10 protein-coding genes and 1 pseudogene are annotated in these 12,740 nt (G+C 66.2%); 4 read left to right on the forward strand and 7 right to left on the reverse strand.

Features of this window, described 5'->3' with window-relative positions; translation table 11 throughout:
• Nucleotides 1-12: 12 nt before the first annotated feature.
• The 6 genes from wecC to GD429_RS27915 form a co-directional block, all read right to left on the reverse strand.
• The gene (gene wecC, locus GD429_RS27890) at nt 13-1,257 is read right to left on the reverse strand and encodes a UDP-N-acetyl-D-mannosamine dehydrogenase (protein WP_152861784.1); all 1,245 of its coding nucleotides are present in this window, start codon (nt 1,255-1,257) and stop codon (nt 13-15) included.
• Nucleotides 1,258-1,285: 28 nt separating this feature from the next.
• Nucleotides 1,286-2,464 (reverse strand): non-hydrolyzing UDP-N-acetylglucosamine 2-epimerase, encoded by a 1,179-nt coding sequence (gene wecB, locus GD429_RS27895; protein ID WP_152861786.1) that lies wholly within the window; start codon nt 2,462-2,464, stop codon nt 1,286-1,288.
• A gap of 19 nt (nt 2,465-2,483) precedes the next feature.
• Nucleotides 2,484-4,733: a polysaccharide biosynthesis tyrosine autokinase gene (locus tag GD429_RS27900; RefSeq protein WP_152861788.1), complete on the reverse strand. Its 2,250-nt coding sequence runs from the start codon at nt 4,731-4,733 to the stop codon at nt 2,484-2,486.
• A gap of 7 nt (nt 4,734-4,740) precedes the next feature.
• The gene (locus GD429_RS27905; RefSeq protein ID WP_193727221.1) at nt 4,741-5,232 is read right to left on the reverse strand and encodes a low molecular weight protein-tyrosine-phosphatase; all 492 of its coding nucleotides are present in this window, start codon (nt 5,230-5,232) and stop codon (nt 4,741-4,743) included.
• A complete protein-coding gene (locus GD429_RS27910; RefSeq protein ID WP_321574918.1) occupies nt 5,229-6,413 on the reverse strand; it encodes a polysaccharide biosynthesis/export family protein in 1,185 nt (394 codons plus the stop codon). Before GD429_RS27910 ends, GD429_RS27905 begins: the two co-directional genes overlap by 4 nt.
• An 86-nt stretch (nt 6,414-6,499) precedes the next feature.
• Nucleotides 6,500-7,906 (reverse strand): undecaprenyl-phosphate glucose phosphotransferase, encoded by a 1,407-nt coding sequence (locus GD429_RS27915; protein WP_152861790.1) that lies wholly within the window; start codon nt 7,904-7,906, stop codon nt 6,500-6,502.
• Nucleotides 7,907-8,380: 474 nt separating this feature from the next.
• Here GD429_RS27915 and GD429_RS27920 point away from each other — a divergent pair, with 474 nt between their 5' ends.
• Nucleotides 8,381-8,767: a hypothetical protein gene (locus GD429_RS27920; RefSeq protein ID WP_152861792.1), complete on the forward strand. Its 387-nt coding sequence runs from the start codon at nt 8,381-8,383 to the stop codon at nt 8,765-8,767.
• A gap of 303 nt (nt 8,768-9,070) precedes the next feature.
• On the opposite strand, the pseudogene GD429_RS42135 reads toward GD429_RS27920, so the two are convergent.
• Nucleotides 9,071-9,145 (reverse strand): annotated as a pseudogene (locus GD429_RS42135) (sel1 repeat family protein); the annotation flags it as partial.
• A 341-nt stretch (nt 9,146-9,486) separates the two neighbouring features.
• Here GD429_RS42135 and GD429_RS27930 point away from each other — a divergent pair.
• From GD429_RS27930 to atsR, 3 genes are read left to right on the forward strand one after another with little or no spacing between them, the layout of a single operon-like run.
• Complete coding sequence (locus GD429_RS27930; protein WP_152861794.1) at nt 9,487-10,359, forward strand: response regulator; 873 nt, start codon at nt 9,487-9,489, stop codon at nt 10,357-10,359.
• 42 nt (nt 10,360-10,401) lie between these two features.
• A complete protein-coding gene (locus tag GD429_RS27935) occupies nt 10,402-10,905 on the forward strand; it encodes a molybdopterin-dependent oxidoreductase (protein ID WP_152861796.1) in 504 nt (167 codons plus the stop codon).
• A gap of 1 nt (nt 10,906) precedes the next feature.
• Nucleotides 10,907-12,727 (forward strand): hybrid sensor histidine kinase/response regulator AtsR, encoded by a 1,821-nt coding sequence (atsR, locus tag GD429_RS27940; RefSeq protein WP_152861798.1) that lies wholly within the window; start codon nt 10,907-10,909, stop codon nt 12,725-12,727.
• Nucleotides 12,728-12,740: the final 13 nt, after the last annotated feature.

The following is a 12,740-nucleotide window of genomic DNA, read 5'->3' on the forward strand; positions in this document are numbered from 1 at the left end:
TGCGCCCGCCCGTTACCCGCGCGCCAGCACGCCGCGCGTGTCGATCACGACCTTGGTCTGCAGCCGCACCGGGTCCATGCGCCGGAACGGCGCGTGATCGACGAGGATCACGATCACGTCGGCTTCGGCCAGCGCGGTGCTCAGATCGCACAGCCGGGTCGTTGCTTCCAGCGCTGCCGGCAACGCGACGATGTTGGGTTCGACGACCAGCAGCGTTGCGCCGGCGTTCTCCGCCAGCGCTTCGACGATCTCCATCGCCGGGCTCTCGCGCAGATCGTCGATATCCGCCTTGAACGCAAGCCCGAGACACGCGATCACCGGCTCGCGGAACCGGCTCGCCGCCTGCCGCACGCGCTCGTAGACGAAATGCGGCTTGTCGTCGTTCACGTTGCGCGCGGTGCGGATCAAACGCGCGTGCTCCGGCGCGGAATCGACGATGAACCACGGATCGACCGCGATGCAATGGCCGCCCACGCCCGGCCCCGGCTGCAGCACGCTGACGCGCGGATGGCGGTTCGCCAGCCGGATCAGTTCCCATACGTTGATGTCCAGCTGGTCGCAAATCACCGACAGCTCGTTCGCGAACGCGATGTTCACGTCGCGAAACGCGTTCTCGGTCAGCTTGCACATCTCGGCGGTGCGTACATCGGTCAGGATGCATTCGCCGCGCACGAACACCTCGTACAGCTCCTGCGCACGCGTGCCGCATTTGCGCGTCATGCCGCCGATCACGCGGTCGTTCTCCACGAGTTCGCGCACGACATGGCCCGGCAGCACGCGCTCGGGGCAATGCGCGATACGGATGTCGGAGCGCTCGCCGGCCTGTTGCGGAAAGCTCAGGTCCGGGCGGTGCGCCGCGAGCCACGCGGCAATTTTTTCGGTCGCACCGACCGGCGAAGTCGACTCCAGCACCACCAGGTCGCCCTTCTTCAGCACCGGCGCGATCGACCGGCATGCGGCCTCGATATAGGTCAGGTCCGGCTTGTTGCCATCGGCAAACGGTGTCGGCACCGCGATCAGGAACGCATCGGCCGGCTCGGGCGTTGCCGTCGCGCGCAGGTAGCCTTGCGTCACGGCGGCATGCACGAGCATGTCCAGTTCGGGTTCGACGATATGGATCTCGCCGCGATTGATCGTGTCGACCGCGTGCTGCGACACGTCGACGCCGACCACGCTTTTACGGCGCGCGGCAAAGGCCGCCGCGGTGGGCAGGCCGATGTAGCCCAGCCCGATGACGGAAACGGTTTCGAAAGACATGAATGAGGTTCTCCAGACGTCGGGGGATTCAGCAGGGCGCGCCGGCCAGGTATGCCGACCCCTGCGTCAAGATCGGCGGCGAGACCAGCAGATCCGCAATCCGCTCGCTCGCGCGGCCGTCGCCATACGGGTTGTGCGCGCGGCTCATCGCGCGATAGGCGCGGCCGTCGTCCCACAGCTCGACCACCGCGCCGACCAGCCGCTCGACTTCGGTGCCGACCAGTCTCACCGTGCCGGCCGCGACGGCTTCCGGCCGCTCGGTGGTGTCGCGCATCACGAGCACCGGCTTGCCGAGCGACGGCGCCTCTTCCTGGATCCCGCCGGAATCGGTCAGGATCAGCCACGCGCGGCTCATCAGGTACACGAACGGCAAGTACTCCTGCGGCTCGATCAGCACGACGTTGCCGATGTCGCCGAGCAGCCGCGTGACGGGCTCGCGCACGTTCGGATTCAGGTGCATCGGGTAGACGATGAGGCACTCCGGATAGCGCTTCGCGATGGTCGCGATCGCTTCGCAGATCTGCTCGAACCCGCGGCCGAAGTTCTCGCGGCGGTGGCCGGTCACGAGGATCATGCGCCGCTCGTCGTCGACGAACGGGAACCGCTCACGCATCTGCCGCACCAGCGCCCGGTCGTGCTCGAGGCGCCCGGTGATCGTCAGCAAGGCATCGATCACGGTGTTGCCGGTCACGTGCACGCGGTCGGCTTCGACGCCTTCAGCCAGCAGGTTCGCCCGTGAGGTTTCGGTGGGCGCGAAGTGATGCAGCGCGAGCGCGCCCGTCACCTTCCGGTTCGCCTCTTCCGGCCACGGCGAATACAGGTTGCCGGTGCGCAACCCGGCTTCCACGTGACCGACCGGAATGCGTCGGTAGTACGCCGCGAGCGTCGCGCCGAGCGTCGTGGTCGTATCGCCGTGCACGAGCACGAGATCGGGCCGGAACGATTCCAGCACCGGGTCGAGCGCATTGAGGATGTGCCCGGTCAGGCCGCCGAGCGTCTGCCCCGCGCGCATCAGGTCGAGATCGAAATCCGGCGCGATGCCGAACAGGTCGAGCACCTGGTCGAGCATCTGGCGATGCTGGGCCGTCACGCAGACGCCGCAGCGCACGCCTTCGCGGGCCCGCAGCGCGTGGACGAGCGGCGCCATCTTGATGGCTTCCGGGCGGGTGCCGAACGTGACGAGGATGTTTTCGTGGTGATGGGTCATCGGAATCTCCGTCGGCGGATCACGTGCGATCCGCGGCGGTTTGCGAATCGGCGTTGTCATACCCGTACGCGCCGTAGTTGCCGTACCGGGCGGAGCGCAGCCCCGGCCAGAAGCCGTTGAACACGACCGCGGTCGCGCGCGCGCCGACGCGTTCGATCCGCTTCGACGCTTCGAGCAGTTCGCCCGAGGTCGTCACGCCGGCACGTGCCGCAAGCAGGATCGTGTCCGCATGCGCGGCCAGGACGACGGCGTCCGTCACCGGCAACAGCGGCGGCGCGTCGAGCAGCACGACGTCGTAATCGCGTGCGACGTGCATCAGCAACGCCGACAGACGATCGGACGACAGCAGTTCGACGGGCCGATCGGCATACGGGCCGGCCGGCAGCAGGTCGACGTTCGGCGCGACGTCGCGCACGATGGCGTCGGCGGCGGTCGCGCCGCCGCGAAGGACGGTCGACAGGCCGATCTCCGGCCGCATGCCGAAGCGCTTGGCCAGCTTGCCGCGACGCAGGTCGCCGTCGATCAGCAGCACCCGCTTGTTCGACTGTCCGAGCAGCGCGGCCACGTTGGCCGACACGAACGATTTCCCGACACCCGCGGACGGCCCCGTGATCAGCACACGGTTGCCGTCGGGCTGGTCCATCAACTGGAACCGCAGTGCCGTGCACAGGCTTCGCAGCGCCTCGACCGCGGGTTCGTTCGGTCGCGCCAGCGCCAGGACCGTCGCCCCGCCTGCCACGGCGTCACGCTGCGCGAACCGGTGTTGCGCAACGCTGTGCGGAATCGTCGCCATCACGTTCAGGTTCGTGTCGCGCTCGATCTCCGCGGGATCGGTCACGCCGCCGAACAGCACCGCGCGGCCGATCACGGCGCACGTGCCGAGCACGAGCCCCATCAGTGCGGCCATCACCGTGACCAGCGCCGGCCTTGGCCGCACGGGCTTGTCCGGCACGATCGCGCAATCGATCACGCGCACGTTGCCGATCTTGCTCGCGGTCGCCAGGCGAAGCTGCTGGACGCTGTTCAGCAAGCCGACGTAAATCTCCGTTTGCACGGTCACGTCGCGGCGCAGGCGTACGACGTTCTGCTGCGCATCGGGCAAGCGCCGGATCGTGTCGTTGATCGTCCCGATCTGCGCGTTGGCGGCGGCGATCTGCCGGTCGACCGCCGCGAGCTCCGGGTGAGCCGGCGTCAGCGTCGACGCCAACGCCCGCCGCTTCTGTTCGAGCTCGAACAGCGACATCTGCGCGGCGGTCGATTGCGTCAGCATCGCCTTCGCCTGCTCGGTCAGGTCCACGATTTCATGGCGGGCCTGGTATTCATTGAGGCGATCTTCGGCCGCACGCAACTGACGCTCCACGGCCGGGACCTGGTCGCTCAGGAACGCCAGCGACTTCTCGGCGGTGGCCGCCTTGCGGCTCGCGTTCTGCCGCACGTAGTTGTCGGCGATTGCGTTCAGCACGGCCGCCGCGAGCACCGGATCATGGCTTTCGTACGACACGCCGATCACGCCGGACTGATCCTTGCCTCGGTTCGCTATCGTCAGTTTCTTCTGCAGTTCGGCGAGCACGACCTGCCTCGAATCCGCCTTCACGACGAACTGCGCGCCCGCTTCGGCTTCGATGCCGGCGACCTGCAGCGTCACGTCGCCGGCTGCCGTCTTCACGCGCAGCGGTTCGCCGATCGCGCCTTCCGCATCGCGATCGAGATCGCTGCCGGACAGGCGATAGCGCCCGTCGCCCAGCGACGTGACGATGAACGTGTGTTCCTGGAAGTCGCGCGGCACGTCGAATGCCGGAACATCGATGCGCTCGATGCCCCAGACGAACCCGCCGATCCCGAACAAGCCGGGCGTCGACAACCCGCGATTGACGCGCGCGACGGCGGCGCCGATCACGGGCACGCGGCGCGGATGCGCTTCGATGTGCAGGCGCTGAGCGTCGACGACCGGTTCGGTCACGAGCCGCGAGCGCAGGATTTCCATCTCGCCGTCGTCGGTCGACTTCACGTCGAACAGCGCGCCGAGACCACCGACGAGTCCGCCCTCCGCCATGCTGCGCAGGTCCGAGCCGCCGCTTTCCACCTGCACGGCAATGTCTGCCTTGTAGACCGGCTTCACGACGAAGGCATACCCGGCGCCAAGCGCGGCACACGCCGCCGTGACCGCGACGATGCGGCCCGCGTGCCGGATCAGCACGTCGAGGATGCCGCGAACGTCGAGTTCGTCGGCGTCGTGTAAATGAGGTTGGCGCGGGTTCGATGCGTTCATTTGAGGCTCACTGCAAGTGTTCCGGCGCATCCACGCCGGTATCCGGATGCGGCTGCGGGTTCGGTTCGAAGGTGGCGATCCGCGCGGCCCAATCGGCCACGCCGTGCTCGATCAGCTTCATCGCGTAGTCGTAGACGTAGCGGCTTCGGCGGTACGGATCCGGAACGTCGGTCCGGTAGCGCTCGGCCAGGCGATACACACGGCCGCGCGTCATCGGGCAAGTCCGCTCGATCAGCTGGCGATGCGCGACTTCCATCACCAGAATCAGGTCGGCCCACCGGCAGGCCAGGTCATCGAAGCGTCGGGCCCGATGCGCGGACAGGTCGAAGCCGCGCTCGATCAACAGTGCATTCATCACCGGGTCGACCGCCGTCCCGCCGATCGCCGCGACGCCGGCCGACTCCACCGTGCGACCGGGCAGCGCGCGCGACAACAGCGCCTGCGCGGCCGGGCTGCGGCATACGTTGCCGGTACACACCACCAGGATCCGTTTCATCATTTCGTGACGATCGCGGCCGTCAGGCCCGCGTTGATGGCCGGAAGCAGTTGCGCGAGCACGCGGCCGAAGCGCGCGAGCTTCGTACTGTCGACGTACACGACGTCGCGCGGCTGCAGCTCGAACTCATTGGCGAGAACCATCGACACCGGCGAGCTGCCGTCCAGATGAAACACCTGCGCCTGCCGGTCCGCGCCGGCGCGAATCACGTAGGTCTGCCTAGGATCGGCCGTACCCTGGTTCACGCTGCCGGCCTGCGACAGCGCGTCGGCCAGCGTAAGCCGGCCGTTGCGCAGCGGCAGCGCCGTCGTCGGCTTGTTGACTTCGCCCATCACGTACACGCCGAACTGGTCGCGCGCGCCGACCTGCAGCAGGTCGCCATTGCGCAGCACGATGCGCGACGGATCGACGCGCTCGCAAATCAGGCCCGGCAGGTCGACCGGATAGGCGGCACCGTCCCGCACGAGCGTCATGCGGCTCTGATCGGCGTCGGCCGTGAAGCCGCCCGCGCGCGTGACGGCTTCGAGCAGCGTCATCGGCGTGTCGTTGAGCGGGTGCGCGCCCGGCGCACGAACTTCGCCGTCGATGTAGACGCGATTCGCGCGATACGACGCGACGCGCACCGTCAACTGCGGCGCGACGAACCACTTCGACAGCCGCGCGCGAAGCGCGGACTGAATCTCGCTCGTGCTCATGCCGGCGACATGCAGCTCGCCCACGTACGGAAAAGCCAGGTTGCCGGCCTGATCGACGACGAAGCCCGCCGGCGGATCGGCAGCGCGCACCTGTTGCGAGCCCGGGTTGCCCTGCGCCGCGGCTAGCTCGGGGTGATCCCACACGGTGATCTGCAGCACGTCGCCCGCGTCGATCGCGTATGGCGCCGGCACCGCAAAGAGCGCCGCGCGCGTGCGTTCGTCCCGTATGCTCGCCTCGCGCCGCTGGGCCGCGATCAGCTCGCCGTCGATCGGCCCGATCGGTACCGATGCCGCCGCTTCACGCGAAGCGGGTGCGTTTCGCGGCTGGCCGGACGGTGCCGCAACGATGCGATGCATCGACACCGCCAAGCCGCCTTCGGATGTCTGCGTCGCGATCCCGCCATCCCGCGCCGCATCGTGCGCGAGGTTCATATGCATGCCCGGTTCGATCGTGCAAGCGGACAGCAGCACGACGGGCAAGACCGTCATTGCCGATCGCAAGCGCTGCGCCCGTGAACCGGGTCGTTTTCCTGTTTCCATTTCCGTTGTCCAGACCGCGTACATCGACGCGTCATTCAATAGGCATTGCGATGCGTGAATCCATACAGGACAGTCGCCGCCACGATCCGAATGTCCATCGCAAACGACCAGTTGTTCAGGTAATAAAGATCGTGTTCGACCCGCTTCTGCATCTTCTCGACGCGATCCGTCTCGCCGCGATGCCCGTTGACCTGGGCCCAGCCGGTGATGCCCGGCTTGATCCGGTAGCGCTGGATATAGCCGTCGACAAGGGGCTGGTAGAAGCGGTCGTGCTCCACCGCATGCGGGCGCGGCCCGACCACCGACATGTCGCCCTTCAGCACGTTGAAGAACTGCGGCAGTTCGTCGAGGCTCGTGCGCCGCAGCAGCGCGCCGACACGCGTGACGCGCGGGTCGCCTTGCGTCGCCTGCCGGACTTCACCCGGCTCGCGCGTGTCGGGCACGCGCATCGTCCGGAACTTGTAGATCGTGAAGATGCGCCCGTAAGCGCCCCTGCGTTGCTGCCGGAACAACACCGGCCCCGGCGACGACAACTTCACCGCCAGCGCAACGACGGCCATCAGCGGTGCGATTCCGATCAGCGCCAGGCCCGCGAACACGCGATCGAACATCGCCTTGCCCACCAGCGCCCGCGCGGACAGCGGCGACGAGACGAGATCGAGCGCGTGACCACGAAGCGCCCCGTTCGGATGAAGCGGCGTCATGCCGGTGAGGTCGGGCATGAAGCGGATGTCGACCAGATCCTCGGCGAACGCGTGGACGATCTCGCTGACGCGATCGGCCTCCGACAGCGGCAGCACGATCCAGATCTCCCCGACGTGGGCGCGACGCACGTACTCGACGAATTCGGCCAGGTCAAGATGCACGGCCGGTTCTTCCGGCCCGATCGGCGACGAGCCGGACGTGTCGAAGATCCCGGCGATCTGGAGCGACCGCCCCGTTTGCCGCGCATCGCACCCAACGAGCGTCCGGCAACTTTCGCGATGCCCGACGAGCGCAACCGGTTTGCGCCGGGCATGCCGCACCGCCGCGAAAACGCCGAGGCACCACCGCGCGGCCTGCGACACGACGAGCGCGACCGCCGACAGCGCGAACCAGCCGGCTAGCCAGTCGAGCGCGACCGGAAATTGCCGGTCGTGCGCAATAACGGAAATCGCGCCGACGCACAACGCGACGGCCAGGCAGGCCGGCGCGAGCCACACGCGACGCCACGACAGGCGACGCTCGGGATCGCCGTACAGACCGACCAACGGAAACAGGACCAGCGCGCACGCGATCGAAACGGCAATCAGCACGGCATCCGATCCGGCAGACGACGAGCCGCCCAGCCAGCTTCTCGCTGCCAATGCGGTGACGACAAGCGATACGGCATCCAGCAACCTGAACCGTGAAGCTGTTCCGCGAACGGCGGGGGTGGATCTAGTTTGGTTGAACGAAGGCATAACCCTGGGCGATCATCCGTCGAGATCGATTGGCGACGGAGCGGCAGCGCATCTACACGCAACGCACGCCACGCCGGCACGGATCGACTCCCGAACCGATGATCGATTTTCATCTGTTGTTTAGTAATGCGAATCTGAAGCGATTGACATGGGCATTCAATCAACGTCACGGATCGTTAAATTTCGAACCTGGCTGACGTGGCCTAACAACTTCAACGAGGCAGGCGTCCACCGCTTACCGCAATCCCATCGCTTATCGAGACGGTGTAAGACTTGATACTGCCATTACGATCCGGCGTTTTAAATCGTTCATGTCCTAAACAAATTGATATAGAGCCGTTAATTGTCCTATTTGACAATGAGGCCCCTGCCTACAAGGCGCGTCTATTGATGTCAAGTGGCCAAGCAAGCCGCGTGATGTGTGCCGGTTCACTTCGCAAGCCGGTGTGGAAGCACCGCCATCCCGCGAACGCGATGACCGACGACTGCGACGTGTGTCGGCGTTGTGACCAGAGGCGGCGTCAATGCGCCGCTGCGCATGGGCGGCAGGTTTCGCCGCGCGTCCTGGCGAGCAACGCACGCCTGCGCTACTTACGCGCGTCGTTTCAGGTGACAGCCGACTCGGTATCGACGCGCATCGGCGTCGCCTGTTCCGACATGACGTGCCGGCTCGGCGGCGAATTCGAGAATCTCGACTGCAGCAAAAAGGCGAGCGTGTGCCGTGCGCTCGTCGCGATGCCGCTCGTGCGCAGCCGTCACGGCAGCGTCAGCGTTCGCTTCGCGTGCGAGAACAGGAAAGTCCGCTTGGGACGTGATCGAAATTTGCCGCGAGATCGCTCGAGGGGCTCGGCCCGGGCGTAAACGAAATACCGCCGGCAAGCCGGCGGCAAAAGATGCGCCACGGATGACGTGGCGCACCTGAGGCACTCGATTCAGCGAGCGCGGGTCATTGAGCTGTGAATGACCCGTGCGACGCTACCGCGACAGACGCGCAAAGCGCCGCGGCCAGCGCACCTTGAGTGAGACGACGGGAAAGGTTGGTCTTCATGTCGTTATCGTTCGATAGAGTCGTCGTTCGGCTTATGCGTCCGTGCGAACTTCGATAAACCCCCGGCGTGGCGCGATGGTGGTCTCCCCGCTGCCGCCCCCCGTTGCTTCCGGCCCGCCGCGGAAACAACGCAGGCCGAGATCGTAAGCCGCCTTCGGCCGGGCCTTCGCGGCCTGCTTCAGCGCGACGATGGCGCCGCAATTCTTCGAGCTTTTCCCCCCGCGAACTCGCCTCGCAACCCGGTCGCGCGCGGCGCAGCGGATACAATCCGCCAACGCCGACACGCTGCCCAAGGCTCTCTCAGGTTCTCTCTTCGAATCGTTCAGTCACTGAGTCATTGCCGTCGCTTTTCGCTGTACCGGCTGATGCCGGCATCGGCCTCCAAACATGACGCGACAAACAATAGTGACGTGGTGAGCAATAATAATGGAGAAAAACGGTATGTCAAGGTCCTTCGCGTTTTCAAAGTTTGCGTGATGCGTCACTTTTGATATGCTCTCCCTCGCCAAAACCCCCTGGAGAACCCGTCGAGATGTCCAACAGCGAGCAGGCCAACGTCGATCTGATCACCGCCAACAAGGTGCGCGACCTCCTGAACCGGAACGGCATTCCGCCGCGAAGTCACAACACGACGATCGCGAATGTGCTCGGCCTCAGTTTCTCGGTCGTCACGCGCAAGATGAAGGGCCTGATCCCGTGGAACCTGTCGCAGTTGCAGGACATCGCGACGCACTTCGGCGTGCCGCCCGCGATCCTGCTCGACGACAAGGGCACGCAGCCGGCCGCCGCCGAGATGGTCGACGCGACGCTCGTGATCGAGTCGCGGCGCTTTCGCTGCCGGGCCGCCATCTCGACGAAAGCCAGCAGCCAGATCGAAACGGATTTCGTCGCGCTGCAGTGGCAAGGCGAATGGATCGTCACCGAGCGCGAGCACGCGCGCGAAGGGCGCACGTATCCGGTCGATGTCGTCGAGCTGCGCTCGAGCCAGCCGAACGTGTACGCGGCGCGGATCGCCGTGGTCGACGATTCGCGGGACGTCGCCGAAACGGTATGTGAATATTTCATCGAAAAAGGCGTGAATGCGATCCCGTACTTCGACGGCGCGACGTTCCGCAAGGCGCTGGAAGTCGAGGATTTCGACGGCTACATCCTCGACTGGATGCTCGGCGACCAGACCGCCGCCGAGCTCGTGCGCGGCATCCGTTCGAGTGAGAACAGCGGCGCGCCGATCTTCCTGCTGACCGGCAAGATCTCGACCGGGGAAGCCAGCGAGGACGAGATCGCGCACATCGTGTCGCACTACAACGCGCGCTGCGAGGAAAAGCCGGTGCGCCTGCCGATCCTGTTCGCCGAAGTGGCGCGCGAACTGAAGATCGCGCAGCCGGCCGCAGCCGCCGCGAGCTGAGACCGGAACGACAAGCAACCACGCCACGACCGAGGGAAAGACATGCGAATTTCGACCACCTGGACCAAGAGCCTGCTGACGGCCTGCCTGCTCGGCATGGCCGCCGCGGCATGGGCCGCTTCGTCGTTTACGTTCACCGTCGACGGCAACATCGACAAGAGCAACCAGCAGGGCAAGACGGCGTACGTGTTTTCCGAGCAGGCGCTGATGGCGCTGCCGCAGCATACGATCGTCACGTCGACGAGCTGGACGCCGAAGGCGACCTTCACCGGCCCGCGCCTGTCCGACGTGCTGAAGATCGTCGGCGCGCACGGCACGCAGATCGAGTTCCGCTGCATCGACGAATACACGTTCACGATCCCCGTGTCCGATGCCGACCGGTACGGCGTGATCCTCGCGCGAACGATGAACGGCAAGGTGCTCGGCAACGACAACTATGGCCCGCTGTGGATCATGTATCCGCGCGACCAGTATCCCGACGAGTTGAAGACGCCGCTCGGCGAAGCCAAGTTCGCATGGCAGATCATCGGCCTGACCGTGAAGTGACATGACGCGGCCGCGGCGGAAAAACAGAAAGATCATCCTGGTCCTCGGGTCGCTGTGGATCGCGGGATTCGCCGCGTGGGCGTTCCTGCTGTGGGATCTGCTTGCGACCTCGGTCAACGAGGGCGTGCTCGAAGGGCCGCGCGAAGGCGTGTTCTGGACGGCCGCGCAATACCGGAACGTCTATACGCGGTTCGACCGGCAACTGATCCTCTACGCAACGCACGAGGACGACGACTTCGATCACGTGCAGATGCAGCTCGACAGCCTGTCGGTGTCGTTCGGGTTCTTGCAGCGGCCGTCCGAAGTATCCCAATACTGGCTGCGCATCCCGCGCGCGCGCAACGAGATCGCCGCGCTCGGCGAGTTCATGACACGCCTGAAGCGCGACGTGCCGTTGCTGCGCGGTGCGCCGAAGCACGCACATCAGGTGATAGACGAAGTCAATGCGTACTGGCCGAAGGTCAACGGCCTCGCGAACGACTTCCGCGCGATCGAGATGGCGCAGCGCGATTTCACGTTCCATCAGCTGAAGGAAAAGCAGCGCGCGATCCTGACCCTCGGCATCGTGCTCGGCGTGATCCTGTGCGCGCTGTTCCTGCTGCTGTTCTATACGATGCGCACGCGCGACGACCTGCTCGAACGGCAGGACGCGGCGCTCGACGCGGAGCGCAAGGCATCCGATCGCGCGTTCGAGATGATCGAGGCGAAAAACGCATTCCTGGGGATGGTCAGCCACGAACTGCGCACGCCGCTGCAGGCGATCTGCGGGTCGATCGAGATCCTGCTCGCGCGCCCGCAGTCCGACGCGAACCTGAAGACGATCCGGCGACTGCAGAATTCCGCGTTGTCGCTCGAAGCACTCGTCAAGGACCTGACCGACTACATCAAGCTGCGCTCGACGAAGCGCCTCGCCGAGCGGGAAACCGTCGGCATCGCGTCGCTGCTCGCCGAGGTGCTCGACCCGCTGCGCGAGAAGATCGCGGCCAGGCGGATCACGGTCGCGCAGCGAGTCGAGCCGCACGAGCTTGCGATCCGTTCCGATCGCAAGCTGCTGCGCCAGGTGCTGTCGAACCTGATCGAGAACTCGGTCAAGTACACGCTCGGCGGATCGATCGACGTGTCGATCACGCTCGCCGACGCGCCGGCCGGCCAGCAATTGAAGATCGCCGTGCGCGACACGGGCGCCGGCATCGCGAAACAGCACCTGTCGAAGATCTTCGAGCCGTTCTATCGCGCGAACGACGCGGTCGGGCTGCATGTGGACGGAATCGGCATGGGGCTCGCCGTCGTGCGCGAAATCGTGACGACGCTGCGCGGGCATGTGGACGTGCGCAGCACGGTGGGCGAAGGCAGCGAGTTCGTCGTGACGCTGCCGGCCGAAGTGCCCGGCATCGACACCGCCGGCAACGCGGCCGGCGACGCGCCCGCGCTGCCGCACGCGGCCGCATACCGCGGCCGGCGCGCGCTGGTGGTCGACGACAACGACAACGCACGCGAAACGCTCGGCGCGATGCTGTCGGCGCTCGGCATCGACGTCGATCTATGCAGCACGGGGCAGGAAGGCGTCGCGCGCTTCGGTGCGAGCCGCTACGACATCGTCGTGCTCGATCTCGAGCTGCCGGACCTGAGCGGTTTCGACGTCGCACGGCGCATTCGCGCGGTGGCGCAACCCGACGACGACGGCCGGCATCCGGCGATCCTCGGCGTCAGCGCGTATGAATCGGCTGCGCTGGGCGAAAACAAGCGGGTATTCGACGCATTCCTGCCGAAGCCCGTCCACCTGCGCGAACTCGGCGCGCTCGTCGAGAAACTGCTCGCGTAAGCCCGCGATGCCG

Source organism: Burkholderia sp. BE17 (genome assembly GCF_009362305.1).
Taxonomy (GTDB): Bacteria; Pseudomonadota; Gammaproteobacteria; order Burkholderiales; family Burkholderiaceae; genus Burkholderia; species Burkholderia pyrrocinia_C.

What these genes read in the sequence shown, in the direction of transcription:
- wecC (WP_152861784.1), bottom strand. Translation starts at nt 1,257, where the DNA reads ATGTCTTTCGAAACCGTTTCCGTCATCGGGCTGGGCTACATCGGCCTG.
- wecB (WP_152861786.1), bottom strand. Translation starts at nt 2,464, where the DNA reads ATGACCCATCACCACGAAAACATCCTCGTCACGTTCGGCACCCGCCCG.
- GD429_RS27900 (WP_152861788.1), bottom strand. Translation starts at nt 4,733, where the DNA reads ATGAACGCATCGAACCCGCGCCAACCTCATTTACACGACGCCGACGAA.
- GD429_RS27905 (WP_193727221.1), bottom strand. Translation starts at nt 5,232, where the DNA reads ATGATGAAACGGATCCTGGTGGTGTGTACCGGCAACGTATGCCGCAGC.
- GD429_RS27910 (WP_321574918.1), bottom strand. Translation starts at nt 6,413, where the DNA reads ATGACGGTCTTGCCCGTCGTGCTGCTGTCCGCTTGCACGATCGAACCG.
- GD429_RS27915 (WP_152861790.1), bottom strand. Translation starts at nt 7,906, where the DNA reads ATGCCTTCGTTCAACCAAACTAGATCCACCCCCGCCGTTCGCGGAACA.
- GD429_RS27920 (WP_152861792.1), top strand. Translation starts at nt 8,381, where the DNA reads ATGACCGACGACTGCGACGTGTGTCGGCGTTGTGACCAGAGGCGGCGT.
- GD429_RS27930 (WP_152861794.1), top strand. Translation starts at nt 9,487, where the DNA reads ATGTCCAACAGCGAGCAGGCCAACGTCGATCTGATCACCGCCAACAAG.
- GD429_RS27935 (WP_152861796.1), top strand. Translation starts at nt 10,402, where the DNA reads ATGCGAATTTCGACCACCTGGACCAAGAGCCTGCTGACGGCCTGCCTG.
- atsR (WP_152861798.1), top strand. Translation starts at nt 10,907, where the DNA reads ATGACGCGGCCGCGGCGGAAAAACAGAAAGATCATCCTGGTCCTCGGG.